Below are 13,768 nucleotides of genomic sequence, written 5' to 3'. Positions count from 1 at the left end.
ATCGGGAGTATGGGGCAACATACGCCATTATCAACCCACTTGGTTTCGCTCTAACTATAAAATAACGCAGATTCGCTCCAGAACCCTACAACACATAAATTAAGTACACCCGCACCCAATTATTGTACTTACGCAATTTTTCATGGCGCTTATACACCCACCATTCCGGTGCTACCTACGCTCCGAGCCCATTAAGGCTTGCGCGCCTGCACCTGATACCGCAACTGCAGCTTCAAATCGCCTGCTAGCTGAGCGCCGGACTGCAGCTCAACTGCGGGCGCTACGTAGTACGAGCCGGCTTTTAATTCGCTCAGCATGGACGGGCCGCCGTGGGTGAGCAACAACCGCGTCGCTCCTGACGGAATAGCCGTCGTCTGCGCCAGCACACTGCGGGCGCCTTGGGCATCGATCAGGTAAACGGTAACAGAACGCAGCCGATCGAAATTTTGCGCAGCATAGCTGCTGGTCAACTGCAGCTCTACTTCGCTGAGCGTGGCAGCTTGTACTTGGTTGGGCGAAGTGCCGTTGTTGTTACTAGCCTGATCGAGCCGGGAATACACCTGCCGCACCGGCAAGTAGTGCTGCGGCCCGGGCCCTAAGCCCAACTCCGCGCCTGGGTATAGGGCCGAATTTACCACCTCAAACGTTGCGATGGATTCTTCCTTTTTGCAGCCGAAACCAACGGTCAGCAGCAGTAGCCAACCCAGCGCAGACGGAATGTGAAACGCGATACGCCTCATGGAGTCATCAGTAAAAAAGATAGCAGCTACTTCTCCTGCCCCGCGGGGCAGGAGAAGTAGCTGCCAAACTACGGCGAATCCGCCACCTTACCTAGTCCATCATATCCGCCGGCTTGGGCCCGGCGTGCGGGTAGTCGGGGTTCCAGCTCATGGGGTAACCGGTATCCTCGTACTGCAGGGCGGTTTCGGTAAGGTAAAGCGGGCGGAAGGTGTCCACCATCACGGCCAGCTCGTGGGTTTCTTTCTTGCCGATGCTGGCCTCCACGGTGCCCGGGTGCGGGCCGTGCGGCAGGCCGGAGGGGTGCAGCGTGAAGGAGGCCAGGTCCACGCCGCGGCGCGACATGAAGTTGCCGGCCACGTAGTACAGCACCTCGTCGGAATCCACGTTGGAGTGGTTGTAGGGCGCCGGAATCGACAGCGGGTGGTAGTCGAACAGCCGCGGCACGAAGGAGCAGATGACGAAGTTGTGCGCCTCGAACTGCTGGTGCACGGGCGGCGGCTGGTGCAGACGGCCGGTGATGGGCTCGAAGTCGTGGATGCTGATGGCGTAGGGGAAGAAGTATCCGTCCCAGCCCACCACGTCGAAGGGCGTGTGGGCGTAAATCAGCTCGTGCAAGGCGTCCTCGCGCTTCACCAGCAGGCGGTATTCCTCTTTACCGTCGTCTTCGGTCACCAGCTCGTGCGGGGGCCGGATGTCCCGCTCGCAGTAGGGCGAGTGTTCCAGCAGCTGCCCGAAGTGGTTGCGGTAACGGCGGCACGTTTCCACCGGGCTGAACGACTCGATGATGAGCAGGCGCACCGGCCCTTCTTCGAAGTGAAACTGGTGGATGATGGTGCGCGGAATGACCACGTAGTCGCCCGGCTCGAACTGTACCTTGCCCAACTGGCTCCACAGCTCGCCGCGGCCCTCGTGCACGAAGATGACCTCGTCGGCCAGCGCGTTCTTGTAATAGTAATCCATGCGCCCCGCGGTGGGGTTGCAGATGCTCAGGGCCACGTCGGCGTTGGCCAGCAAGGTCTGGCGGGCCGAGAGGTAGTCGGTGCCGGTGCTGGTTTGGGGCAGGGTGCGCAGGTGGGTGGGCTGCAGCGGGCGGTCCTTCAGCAGCTTGGGCGCGTAGGGCCGGGGCGTGCCCACGCGCTTGATCTGCGTGGGCGGGTTCTGATGATAGAGCAGCGACGAAACGCCCGAGAAGCCCAGCGTACCCACCAGCTGCTCGGAGTAGAGCGAGCCGTCGGGCTGGCGGAACTGGGTGTGGCGCTTGCGCGGAATCTGACCGAGGCGGTGGTAATACGGCATGTTCGGCGAGGAAAACGGGGTGGGAAAACGAAGCTCGGGGTAGGCCGTGAAGGTACGAAAAAGCCGTACCGCCCGGCGCAGTCTGCGCCGCGTACCATGTGCCTGCTGATACGGCCCGGCTCTGCGCCATTCGGCTAGGCAATCAGCTTACTGGCAGGCCTTTGCCAAGGTTGTTAAGACAATCCGCCGGTTATATGCAGCAAGCCCAATGCGTTAGACAATTATTCGCGCCGCTTGGATTTTGGCAATGTCCGCGGGGCTCCCGACATTAGGTGGCCCAATTGCCGCGCCCAGTGACCGGGTAGTTTTTGGCGTCTTGCCGGCATTAGATTTTCCTTGCTGAAGTACCTCTGCCATGAGCGACAGCCGCGTGCACATTTTACTGGTCGAAGACGAAGCCGTGCTGGCGCTGGACCTGAGCGACCTGCTGGAGGCCGAGGGCTATACCGTGGTGGGCCCGGCCCGCAACGGCCGGCGCGCCCTGGAGCTTTTCGAGCAGTACCCCATCGACCTGCTGCTCTGCGACATCAACATTCAGGGCGACTGGGACGGCATCGAAACGGCGGCCCGGTTGCAGGCTCTGCGCCCGCTGCCCATCATCTACCTCACCGCCCACGGCGACCGGGAAACCCTCGACCGCGCCCTGCAAACCAGCCCCGCCGCCTACCTCACCAAACCCGTGACGCTGCCCGGCCTGCGCGCCGCCATTGAAGTAGCCCTGCGGCCTTTCACGGCGCCGGCCACTCCCGCGGCCGCCCCCACCGACCGGGAGCCACTCTCGCGCGAGTCCATTTTGCAGCTCAACGGGCACGTGTTCATCAAGCACAACTACCAGTTTGTGCGCGTGCCGCTGGCCGACATCCTCGTGCTCGAAGCCGATAACACCTACACCACGCTGGTAACGGCCTCTCGCAAGTACGCCCTGCGCCTGCCCCTGAGCACGGTGCTGGAGCGCCTGGCCGTGCCGCAGCTGGTGCGCGTGCACCGCTCCCACGCCGTCAACATTCACCAGGTGGAGTCATTCAGCGAAACCGAGGCGGTGGTGGCCGAGCACACCGTGCCGCTGGGCCGTCAGTACAAGGAGTCGTTTTTGCAGCACTTCCTGGTGCGCTAGCCGCCGCTTACCTACCAAACCCGGTCGTTGGCCCACGTGCGCGGGTTGCTCGGGCGCCGGGCGTAGCAGCCGCTGATCAGGCCGTTTACCTTGCAATACGCCGGGCGGTACCGGCACCGCTTTCTTTCCTGTTTTATGCGTCCGTGGTATTGGTTAGGTAGCCTGTGGGCCGTGGTGGCCATGACAGCGACGGCACAAGCCGGCGCGCCCACCGATACCGCTCAGATACGGCGGTGGAGCGAGCAGGCCCGGCGCGAGCTGTCCAGCAACAACGACTCGGCCCTGCGCCACAGCCGCTACGTGGTGCGGCTGGCCCGGCAGCTGAGCGACGGGCGCGGGCTGGCCCAGGGCTACCTGCTGCTGGGCAGCGCCCTGCGCAACAAAAGCGACTTCGACTCCAGCCTGTACTACGGGCAGCGGGCCCTGACTTTGTTTGAGCAGCAGGGCCGCAGCGAAGGCGAAGCTGCCACTTACAACCTCATTGCGCAGACTTACAAGCGCATGGGCGACGGGCAAACCATCCCGCTGCTCACGCGCAAAGCCCTGCGCCTGGGCTACCAGGCCGAAGCCGCGGCCCGCCGCGGGCCGCACTACTCCGAGCTGAGCCGCGCCTACATCACGCAGGGCATCGTGTACCGCGACCTGGGCCGCCTCGATTCAGCCGAGCAGTGTTACCTCAAGGCCCTGCACGTGGAGCAGCGCTTTCACCCGCAGCCGTCGTTTCTGCCCGTGGTGTACGCCGATTTCGGGCAGCTGCTGATGGACCGCGACGCGAAGCTGGACGAGGCCATTGCCTACTTCAAAAGGGCCATTCCGCTTTACGAGCAGCAAAACAACCGCAACGGCCTGGAGCACGCCTACCGCAACATCTGCTGGGCCTACCGCCGCCAGGGCCGCTTTCAGGAGGCCATTGCCGCCGGCGAAAAAAGCCTGGCCCTAGGCCGCGCCTCCGGCGACCCGCACCGCCTCTGCAACTCGCTGCAATCGGCCTACATGGCCTACCGCGCCGCCGGCCAGCCGGCCCGGGCCCTGGAACTGCTCGATGAGTGGAAAAGCACCCAGGATGCTCTCGTCAACGTGGACATTGCCCAAGCCGTGGCCAAGGTGGAAGCCGCCTACGCCGCCGAGAAAAAGCAGGCCCAGATTACCCGCCTCGGCGAGGACAACGCCCGGCAAAAGCAGCAGCTCTGGGCCCTGGGCGCCGGGGCGTCGTTGCTGGCCGTGCTGCTGCTGGTCACGGCGCAGCAGTACCGCATCATCCGGCGCACCAACGCGCAGCTGCAGCTCACCAACGGCACCATCTCCGAGCAAAACCAGCGCATCAGCGAGCAGGCCACCCGCCTCACGGTGCTGATGAAAGAGCTGCACCACCGTGTGAAGAACAACCTGGCCATCGTCTCCAGCCTACTGCGCCTGCAATCGAATCGCCTCACCGACGAGGGCGCCGTGCGGGCCGTGCGCGAGGGCCAGCAGCGCGTGGAAGCCATGGTGCTCATTCACCAGCGCCTGTACCAGACCGACAACGTGGGCAGCGTAGACATGCGCGCCTACATCCACGACCTCGTCGACGGCCTGCTGGCCGCCTACGGGCACAGCCGCACCTACTTCGACGTGCAAGTGGAGGTGGAGTCGCCGCCGCTGGACATCGACTGGGCCGTGCCGCTGGGCCTGATCCTGAACGAGTTGCTCACCAACGCTTTTAAGTATGCTTACGCCAACGTAGCCCATCCGGCGCTGCGCGTGTATTTCGGCCCCACCGCCGACCACGGCCTGGTGCTGGAAGTGCAGGACAACGGCCCCGGCCTACCACCTCCCGACAGCAGCAATCTGCGTCGCTCCTTCGGGCAGCGCTTGGTCATGTCCCTGGCCGAGCAGCTCGGCAGCCAACTGGAACAGGAAAACCGCGGCGGAGCGTATTTCCGGCTGCGTCTGGTGCCACTACCGGCGGCCTTCGTCGTCACGACGGCGGCGCCCAGCACGGTAGAGGCCTGAGCAAGCGGTCCAGGGCAACGCGCTGTTGTAGGGTTGGCTTCGCTAGGACAATGCTCTATGCCCGTCATGTCGAGCGCAGCCGAGACATCTTGCTCGGGTGGTAAGCTGCTCATTGAACGCCTCGAAAAAGGTTCGTCCTGTCGAGCTTGTCGAGACATCTCGCGTGCTGATGGCCGATAGTGACTTCATCTTGCAACGATTGAAGTTACTACGCGAGCGAGATGTCTCGGCTGCGCTCGACAGGACGGGCTGATTGTGGCTGTTCAGGTGTAAGCTGGCGTACTCAAGTCCCTGACCAGGTAGTTGCCTCCAGCTACTGCCCGTTCGTCTCGCCCAGCGCCAGGCGCGAGTTGGCCTCTTGCAGGCTGATCATGGCCTGTTTCAACTCGTGGTCCTGCTCGCGCAGCACGGCGTAGTAGGCGTCCTTGCCGTAGGCACTGCGGGCCACCAATGCTTTCAGCTGGTTGCGCAGAGCGGGCGTGCAGCGCTCCAGCGCAGCGGCATTGGTGCGCACACCTTCCTGGGCGGCGCGACCAGCTAGGGCCTGCAGCTGAATGGCGCTGACCTCGAAGGTGCGCAGGTACTGCTCGAAGGTAATTTGCTCCAGCTCGGTACGGTGCTCCTGGTAGAGCGTCAGCGCAAACTCACGCACCAGGTTGCTGCCCTGCAGACGGGCGAAGTAGCGGTTCTGGGTGGTGCTGTCGCGCGGCACGAACACGTCTGGCATGATGCCGCCGCCGCCGTACACTGTGCGGCCGTGCGCGGTGCGGAAGCGCAGCTTCGGCGCGAAGTGGACGCTGTCGGCGTGGAAGGCTTCGCCGCGGGCGTAGCGCTCCTGAATGTCGCGGTCGTAAGCGGCCACGCCGTCGCGGTAGGGCTTCTGAATGGAGCGGCCCGAGGGCGTGTAGTAGCGCGCAATGGTCAGGCGCAGCTCCGAGCCGTCGTTGAGCGTAATCGGCTGCTGCACCAGGCCCTTACCGAAGGAACGGCGGCCTACCACCAGGGCGCGGTCCTGATCCTGCAAAGCGCCGGCCAGCACTTCGGAAGCCGAGGCCGAGCCCTCGTCGACAATGACCACCAGCGGGCCGTCCTCAAACTCGCCGGCCACCCGCGAAAACGTCTGGGTGTCGTACTGGTCGCCCTTGCCGTCGGTGTACACGATTTTGCGGGTACCGCTAATAAATTCGTCGGCAATCCTGGTGGCGCGGTCGAGGTAGCCGCCGGGGTTGCCGCGCAGGTCGAGCACCAGCTTAGTCATGCCTTCGCGCCGCAGCCGGCCCAGGGCTTCCTTAAACTCCTCGTAAGTGCCGGCGGCAAAACGGCTGATCTTGATGTAGCCCGTTTGCCCATCCGGGAGCAGCGCGGCCACGTCCACCGAGGCGTTGGGGATGCGGTTACGGGTGAGCGTGAAGATTAGCGGGCGGCTCTGGCCGCGGCGCAGCAGCAGGATGCGCACTGCGCTGCCGCGCGGGCCGCGCAGCCGGGCAAATACCTGGTCGTTGCTCAAGTGCTGCCCCGACACGTTTTGCCCATCCACGGCCAGCACCCGGTCGCCGGGCTGCATGCCGGCCTGCTCAGCGGGCCCACCGCTGAGCGGGGCTACCACCGTCACGGTGTCGCGAAACATGTTAAACTCCACTCCTACCCCGTCGTAGTCGCTCTGCAGAAAGGCCGCGGCCTGCTGCTGCTCCTTGGCGGGGATGTATACCGAGTGCGGATCCAGCCGCTCCAGCAGGCGCTTGATGGCGTAGTCCGACAGCTCCTCGGCGTTGACCGAGTCGACGTATTCGCGGTCCACGTAGCTCAGGATTTCCTTGAACTTCAGGTAGCCGCGGGCCGTGGCGTCGGGGTTCTGGTCGGAGGGCCGAAAGGGGTTGGAGCCCAGCAACACTCCGCTCAGCAAGGCAGCGCCCAGCAATATAGGTTGCCGCCACCGCGCCCAGGCGCGCCGCGTCGCACTGCTACCGGACGCGGGCACGGCCGGAGCTTCGGGGCGAGAAGCTGGATTCATCGGTTATGCGAGCGAGGAGAAGTGGGCGATAAAGAGCGGGTTGAGTCTCAGAATACTAGTCAAATTTACTTCAACTATTCCGAGACCATTGGGCGGAAGCCGTAAGCATGGCTATTTTCAGATAATAAGTCAACAGCATATTCGATTAGAACAATAGTTGAGGTATTGCGGCACCTCTCTGGCAAAGGTCGGGCAGAGCCAGCGCAGCGTCAATCACATGATCAGGGCTGACTGGGCCGAAAACAACGCAGCTCAACGCCGGTGCCCATGTTGAGTAAAGGCGTGAGTGGGCACCGCCGTTGAGCCGGAAAGGGAGGGTGTAAGACTAGAAGTTAGAGCTAGCTCCCCTCCTCAGCTGAGGAGGGGCTGGGGTGGTTGACCTTAACGTCTGGGCGTCATCTAGTATTAGCTTCCTAACCCTAGCTTTTCAACCACCCCTAGCCCCTCCTCAGCTGAGGAGGGGAAGTAGTTTCTTAGCCTTTAATTTGACTTCTTCAGCAGACGGCCCAGGGTATTCTGCAGCTCTTCGCCGGTAAGGTTGGCAGCCACGATTTTACCCTGCGGATCGATGAGGAAGTTCTGCGGAATGGCCTGCACGCCGTACTCCTGGGCAGCGGCGTTCTGCCAGTATTTCAGGTCCGACACGTGGTTCCAGGCCAGCCCGTCGGACTGGATGGCTTTCAGCCAGGCTTCGCGGCCGGTAGGCTTGTCGAGCGACACGCCGAGTACGGTGAAGCCCTGGTCCTTGTAAGCGTTGTAGGCCTTCACCACGTTGGGATTTTCGCGGCGGCAGGGGCCGCACCACGAGGCCCAGAAATCGAGCAGCACGTACTTGCCGCGCAGGCTGCTCAGGCTCATGGGCTTGCCTTCGGCGTCGTTCTGGGTGAAGTCGGGCGCCACGGCGCCGATGGCCGTCTTCTGCACGCGCTTCAACTGCTCACCCAGCCGCACGCCCTGGGGCGTGGTGCGTAGCGCGGGCGCGAGGCCGTTGTAGAGGGCCGCAAACTCGTCGGCTTTGGGGAAGTAGCCCACGGCCTTGGGCAGGGCAAACAGGCTGAAGCGGGCGTTGGGGTTGGCCTTCACATAAGCCGCGTATACCTGCTGTTCCTGGGCATCGAGCGGGTCGAGCTTGGCTTCCAGCGCCTTGATGGTGGCCGCGTCGCTCTGCTTTTCCTTGGGCAGGGCACGAAACTCCTTCATGGCGGCCGTGGCTTGGTCGCTGAGGGGCTTGAGCCTGGCCTGCAGCTTGTTGTTCTCGACGTTGAGCGGCGTGCCCGTGGCCGAGCCTTTGCGGGCCGAATCGGCGCTGGTGAAGACAATGGTCCCTTTTTCCAGGTACAGCTCCGTCGCGTCCTGCGACTTGTTGTAGGCCGTGCCTTTGTGCGCCAGCGTCAGGCGGGCCAGCACGGCTTCGGCCGGGGCGCCTTTGAACTCAAACTCGCCGTTTTTCACCTCTACCGAATCAGTGGTGCGCTGCTTGTTGATGGCGTAGGTCAGGTAAGCCTTGGTCACGTCGGCTTTAGGTCCGAGTTTGCCCTTGAGCACGTAGGGTTCGGTGGGCGCGGGCGCGGCGGCTACCAGCATCAGTAGCAGGGCCGAACCTTGGAGAAGGGTTTTCATAAAGACTTATGTTGAGAGTATCTGCAAAACAACATACTTGATTTGGAGCGCAAAGCCGCATCTGCCACCAAGCCAGTGACGTGGAGTGCTACTCCGCGCCACTGACTTGGCAGATTTAGGCCAGTACCTCAATGACGGCCTCCGAGAAGCGCTCCATTTCTTCCAGCTGCGGGCTGCATTGCAACAGGAACAAATCCACGCCGGCGGCTTCGAACTCGCCCACGCGGTCGGCAATCTGCTGCGGGGTGCCGGTGAGGCCCGAGCGCAGGCCGCGGTTCGACACCGAGTAATCCTGCAGGCTCACCTGGTTTTCGAGCTGCGTGCCCGCCAACCACTGCTGGTAGTTTTTGTAGCCGGCGGCCGAGCCCTGCACGTTGGTGATGCGCTCCAGCTCTTTTTTCACTTCCGCCTCGGTGTTGCGCACGATGCTGTAGGCGGCCACCCCGAATTTCATCGGCGGCAAGCCCAGCCGGTCGCGGCGCTCCTGCAGGTCGCGGATGCGGCGGCCGATGGCTTCGGGCGCGTCGCCGTGCATCACGTAACCGTCGCACTGAGCGGCAATCATGTTCTTGGCCGCCTCCGACTCGCCCCCGGCGTACAGGAACGGGCGCGGGCGCGACACGGGCTTGGGCTGCAGAATGCTGTCCGTCACCTCGTAGTACTTGCCCTTGAAGCTGAAGTGGTCCTGCTTCCACAGGTTATCCACCACCTGCAGCCACTCGGCGGTGCGGGCGTACCGGTCGTCGTGCTGCTCGAAGTGCACGCCGTACTTCTTGGCCTCGTCCTGCCACCACGACGACACCACGTTCAGGGACAAACGCCCGCCGCTGATGTGGTCAATGTTGGCGGCTTGCTTGGCCAGCAGCGCCGGCGAATGGAAGGTGGGCCGCACGGCCACCATCAGTTCCAGTTTCTTGGTGACGGCGGCCAACGCCGCGGCCGTGCTCCAGGCATCCAGACTCGGGGCTTCTTCGCCCTTGATGTCGTTCAGGTTCAGCTCGGCGATGAGCGAAAGGTCGTAGCCGAGTTCCTCGCTGCGCTGGGCCAGCGTCTTGACGTAGTCCCAGTCGGCGCGCATGTTTTCGTCCTCGACGTTGCGCAGCCACCCGCCAAAAACGGGCATCCAATATCCGTAACGCATCTTGCTTAAGGGGCTGATGTGATGGAATGTGCTGAGTGTGAGAGTCAGCGACTAGGCCAGGGCGCCGGCGGTAACGTCGGCCGTGGCGGTGTCCAGCTCCTGCTCCAGGTAGTCCACAAAGCGCACGTAAGGGTCGAAGCCGACCACGTTCACGGCGTCGGCCACGAAGTTGGAGAGGGCGTTGATGTCGTAGAACAGCACCTCGCCGGTGCGGTCGTCCACCAGGTACTCGATGCCGCCCACGTCGATTTTGGCGGTGGCTACCAGGCGCTCCACGGCTTCAATCACCTCGACCGGCGGCGTGGTGGCTTCTACCTGAATGCCCTTCTTGGGCGCCTCGGTTAGGCAGAACTCGCCCTCGGTGGCGGGCTCGTCGGGAATCTGGCAGATTTCGGCCGGGCACAGGTTGAAGCTCGTGCCGGTGGTGTACACCTTCATAGCGTACAGGAATTTGCCGTTGAGCGTTTCCACGCGGGTGATGTGGCCGCCGCGGGGCTGCACGAATTCCTGCACCAGGGCCGTCTGGTCGATGCCGAGGTCAATCTGGCCGGCATCCACGGCCGCCTGCAGGCCCTCGGGCGTATCGAAGCGCACAATGCCCGCGCCGCTGCCGCCGATGTTCACCTTCACCACCAACGGGTAGCTCAGCTCTTTGGCAGCGTCGGGGATGCGCGAGACGTGGTTGACGACGCGTGACTTCGGAAACTTCAACCCCAGACCAGCCAGCAAATCCAGCTGCCGGGCTTTGTTGGTTTCGATGCCGGAAGCCACCGTACCGTTGATGACACGCACGCCCAGACGCTCCAGGTGCGTGAGGAAGCCGGCCGTATGGAAAATGCCCTGGCCGTGCCCGCGCAGGTAGGCCGAGGAACTCATGCGGTTGATGACGAGGCCGTAGCGGCTTTCCTCCTCCGAGGGGTCGAAGAGGTGATGCGCAGCATCGATTTTCTCATAAGGCACGCCGCGGCGGTCCAGCTCAGCGAAAAGCGGCTTGAACCATTCGGGGTGCTCGTAATAAATACCAATGGGCTTGGGGTACTGGGCCATAGCTAACAAAGAAGTGACGAAAGGAATGCCCGGCAGTCAGCGGCTACCCGGTGCGCCCGGGAACCGTGCGGGGCAGAAAAAGCCAAAAACAGAAGGGCCGCGGCGCAGAGCCGCAGCAACGGGGAGGCCGGCCGTAACGGCGGGCCCAGGGCCGGGCTGGCACCGCCCGCCAAACGGCGCACGCGGCGACAGATGCGCGCTACGCCGATTGGCGCAGCCACACCTGCAGGGCAGTGGTTACACTACCGCCAGGTTAGCCCGGAAAAGGCAGGAGTTGACCAGCTCAACAACAACACGCCGCGCAGACGCAGCCCATACAGCAGCCCGACGCCATAGCGCGCGGGGTGAGGGCTCGGAAAGCGAGAGAGAAAGCGGCGATGCGGTTGGTTGAAGCCACGGCTACTTGTTTTTATATGGTCAGGACTTGGCACCGTTCCCGGGAAAAGCTTCCCGCTGGTGGTTGCCGGCGTTTCGCAGAGCCTGTCTCTCCACGCCTCTGTATAAAAACAATCCTTTGGTCGGAAAGAATTGGTAAGGCAAAGGTACAACCGCGCGTTTGAGAAAGACAAACTTTCGTGCAATAGCCATTGTATGTACAGCGTGACAATCGTGCGGGCGTAGCGCAATAGCTAGGTGCCGTATCTTTGCAGCCGCCCCGCCGCATCGGCGCGTGGCACTTGCCGCCTTATCCCACGCTTCAGTTATGCCCCGCCTTCTTGCCATTGATTACGGGAACAAGCGCGTGGGCCTGGCCGTCACCGACCCGCTGCAGCTCATTGCCACGCCGCTGGACACGATTCACAGCAAGGATTTGTTTGACTTCGTGAAGAAGTACCACCAGCAGGAAGGCGGTCTGGCCGGCATCGTCATCGGCATGCCGCGCACGCTGATGAACGAAGCCACCGACTCGACCTCGGCCGTAGTAGGCGTAGTGCGCAAGTTGCGCCGCGAGCTGCCCGAGGTGCCCGTGCACGAAGTGGACGAGCGGTTTACCTCGCGCATGGCGCACCAGACCATGCGCGACGGCGGCCTGGGCCAGAAAGCCCGCCGCGACAAAGCCTTGGTGGACCGCATCAGCGCCACCATCATTCTGCAATCTTTTCTCGACTCTCGCCCGTTATGATTTACCCCATTGTAGCCTACGGTGACCCGGTGCTCAAAGCCCGCGCCAAGGACATCCCGGCTGATTTTTCGGCCGATGAGCTGCAAAAGCTCATTGCCGACATGTACGAAACCATGTACTACGCCAACGGCGTGGGCCTGGCCGCCCCGCAGGTCGGCAAGAGCGTGCGCCTGTTCGTTATCGACTCCTCGCCCATGACCGATGACGACGAGGACGATGACGCCCCGGCCGAAACGGGCATCAAGCGCGCGTTCATCAACCCCGTGATGCTGAAGGAAAGCGGCGAGGAGTGGCCCTTCGAGGAAGGCTGCCTGAGCATTCCCGGCATCCGGGAGCGGGTGTTCCGCCAGCCCGACATCATCATCCGCTACGAGGACGAAAACCGGCAGGTGCACGAGGAAGGCTTCTCGGGCATGACCGCGCGCGTGATTCAGCACGAGTACGACCACCTGGAAGGCGTGCTGTTCACCGACAAGATTTCGGCCTTTAAGAAGCAGATCATCAAGAACAAGCTCACGCGCATTGCCAAGGGCGACGCCAAGGCCGACTACCGCATGCGCTTTGCCGGGCAGCGCGGGCGCTAAGGCCACTGATTCTGCTTGATTTTCTTTGGCAAACGCCCGGCCCAGCCGGGCGTTTTTGCTTTCTTTGGGTAGGCTAATCTACTCTATCCTTACGCTATGCTCCGCCGTCCTATCCTCGCTGGTTTATTGGCCCTGCTGCTCTGGCTGGTGCCGCTGCGGCCCGACACCCGCGCCTGGGGCTTTTTCGGGCACCGCAGCATCAACCGGCTGGCCGTGTTTACCCTGCCGCCCGAGATGATAGGCTTCTACAAAAGCCGCATTGAGTACCTCACGGTGCAGGCCACCCGGCCCGATTCTCGCCGCAACGTGGTGCAGGGCGAGGCCCCGCGCCACTTCATCGATCTGGACGTGTACGGCGACTCGGCGGCCTACAAGCTGCCGCGCAACTACGCCGACGCCGTGGCCCGCTTCGGCGAGGACTCCCTGCAGCGCCACGGCATCGTGCCCTGGCACGTGGCGCGCATGAAAAACCAGCTGACGGAGGCCTTCCGGGCCCGCGACGCGGAGCGCATCATCAGCCTCTCGGCCGATATGGGGCACTACGTAGCCGACGCCTGCGTGCCGCTGCACACCACCCACAACTACAACGGGCAACTCACCGGGCAGCGCGGCATTCACGGGCTGTGGGAGTCGCGGCTGCCCGAGCTGCTGGCCTCCAACTACGACTTCTTTACCGGGCCGGCGCCTTACCTGATCAAGCCCACCGACGCCATCTGGGCCACCGTGACCCGCTCCAGCGCCGCCGTCGATTCGGTGCTGCGCTTTGAGCGCGAGGTGACGCAGAAACTGCCGGAGGACCGCAAATACAGCTTTGAGGAGCGCGGCGGGCGCACCGCGCGGGTGTACTCGCAGGAGTTCAGCCGCGAGTATCACCAGCGCCTGAGCGGGCAGGTGGAGCGGCAGATGCGCCTGGCGGTGCGCATGGTGGGCGCGTTCTGGTTTACCTGCTGGGTAGATGCCGGTCAGCCCGACCTGAACAACCTGCCCAAGCTTACCGCCGACGAGATGCGCCAACTGGCCCTGCGCGACAAGGAGGAGCAGGCCGCTCCGGCCGTGGAAACGCACGGCCACGTGGACTGAGGGGGCAGGGAGTGAGTTT

At 63.3% G+C, this 13,768-nt stretch carries 11 protein-coding genes and 1 riboswitch; of the genes, 5 read left to right on the top strand and 6 right to left on the bottom strand.

Translation table 11 applies throughout. The features are described 5' to 3' along the window. Positions 1–191: 191 nt before the first annotated feature. On the bottom strand, positions 192–560 hold the full coding sequence (locus B0919_RS13900) for a hypothetical protein (protein ID WP_139362123.1): 369 nt from the start codon (positions 558–560) through the stop codon (positions 192–194). A gap of 271 nt (positions 561–831) precedes the next feature. Beyond that, positions 832–2,037 carry a homogentisate 1,2-dioxygenase gene (locus B0919_RS13895; RefSeq protein WP_078012881.1) on the bottom strand — a complete coding sequence of 402 codons (1,206 nt, stop codon included), beginning with the start codon at positions 2,035–2,037 and terminating at the stop codon, positions 832–834. Positions 2,038–2,392: 355 nt separating this feature from the next. On the opposite strand from B0919_RS13895, the gene B0919_RS13890 reads away from it, so the two are divergent. Both B0919_RS13890 and B0919_RS13885 read left to right on the top strand, forming a co-directional pair. Then, a complete protein-coding gene (locus B0919_RS13890; protein ID WP_078012880.1) occupies positions 2,393–3,151 on the top strand; it encodes a response regulator in 759 nt (252 codons plus the stop codon). Positions 3,152–3,286: 135 nt separating this feature from the next. Beyond that, positions 3,287–5,143 (top strand): sensor histidine kinase, encoded by a 1,857-nt coding sequence (locus B0919_RS13885; protein ID WP_078012879.1) that lies wholly within the window; start codon positions 3,287–3,289, stop codon positions 5,141–5,143. A 313-nt stretch (positions 5,144–5,456) separates the two neighbouring features. On the opposite strand, the gene B0919_RS13880 is transcribed toward B0919_RS13885, so the two are convergent. The 4 genes from B0919_RS13880 to B0919_RS13865 all read right to left on the bottom strand — a co-directional run bounded on the left by B0919_RS13880 (position 5,457) and on the right by B0919_RS13865 (position 10,962). Next, positions 5,457–7,154 carry a S41 family peptidase gene (locus B0919_RS13880; RefSeq protein ID WP_078012878.1) on the bottom strand — a complete coding sequence of 566 codons (1,698 nt, stop codon included), beginning with the start codon at positions 7,152–7,154 and terminating at the stop codon, positions 5,457–5,459. Positions 7,155–7,634: 480 nt separating this feature from the next. Continuing rightward, positions 7,635–8,774 (bottom strand): TlpA disulfide reductase family protein, encoded by a 1,140-nt coding sequence (locus B0919_RS13875; RefSeq protein WP_078012877.1) that lies wholly within the window; start codon positions 8,772–8,774, stop codon positions 7,635–7,637. A 115-nt stretch (positions 8,775–8,889) separates the two neighbouring features. Continuing rightward, positions 8,890–9,915: an LLM class flavin-dependent oxidoreductase gene (locus B0919_RS13870; RefSeq protein ID WP_078012876.1), complete on the bottom strand. Its 1,026-nt coding sequence runs from the start codon at positions 9,913–9,915 to the stop codon at positions 8,890–8,892. Positions 9,916–9,966: 51 nt separating this feature from the next. Next, entirely contained in the window at positions 9,967–10,962 is a 996-nt protein-coding gene (locus B0919_RS13865; protein ID WP_078012875.1) for a RimK family alpha-L-glutamate ligase, read from the bottom strand. A gap of 406 nt (positions 10,963–11,368) precedes the next feature. Then, positions 11,369–11,469: riboswitch (SAM riboswitch) on the bottom strand. A 196-nt stretch (positions 11,470–11,665) separates the two neighbouring features. On the opposite strand from B0919_RS13865, the gene ruvX reads away from it, so the two are divergent. The 3 genes from ruvX (at position 11,666) to B0919_RS13850 (ending at position 13,749) form a co-directional block, all read left to right on the top strand. Beyond that, complete coding sequence (ruvX, locus tag B0919_RS13860; RefSeq protein WP_078012874.1) at positions 11,666–12,085, top strand: Holliday junction resolvase RuvX; 420 nt, start codon at positions 11,666–11,668, stop codon at positions 12,083–12,085. Next, positions 12,082–12,669 (top strand): peptide deformylase, encoded by a 588-nt coding sequence (def, locus tag B0919_RS13855; protein ID WP_078012873.1) that lies wholly within the window; start codon positions 12,082–12,084, stop codon positions 12,667–12,669. The genes ruvX and def overlap by 4 nt, the downstream gene beginning before the upstream one ends. Before the next feature lie 96 nt (positions 12,670–12,765). Next, positions 12,766–13,749 (top strand): zinc dependent phospholipase C family protein, encoded by a 984-nt coding sequence (locus B0919_RS13850; RefSeq protein WP_078012872.1) that lies wholly within the window; start codon positions 12,766–12,768, stop codon positions 13,747–13,749. The last annotated feature ends 19 nt before the right edge of the window (positions 13,750–13,768 follow it).

It is taken from the genome of Hymenobacter sp. CRA2, assembly GCF_002007105.1.
Classification (GTDB): Bacteria; Bacteroidota; Bacteroidia; order Cytophagales; family Hymenobacteraceae; genus Solirubrum.
The sequence above is the reverse complement of the archived record's forward strand: the minus strand, read 5'-3'. Positions and strand labels throughout refer to the sequence as shown.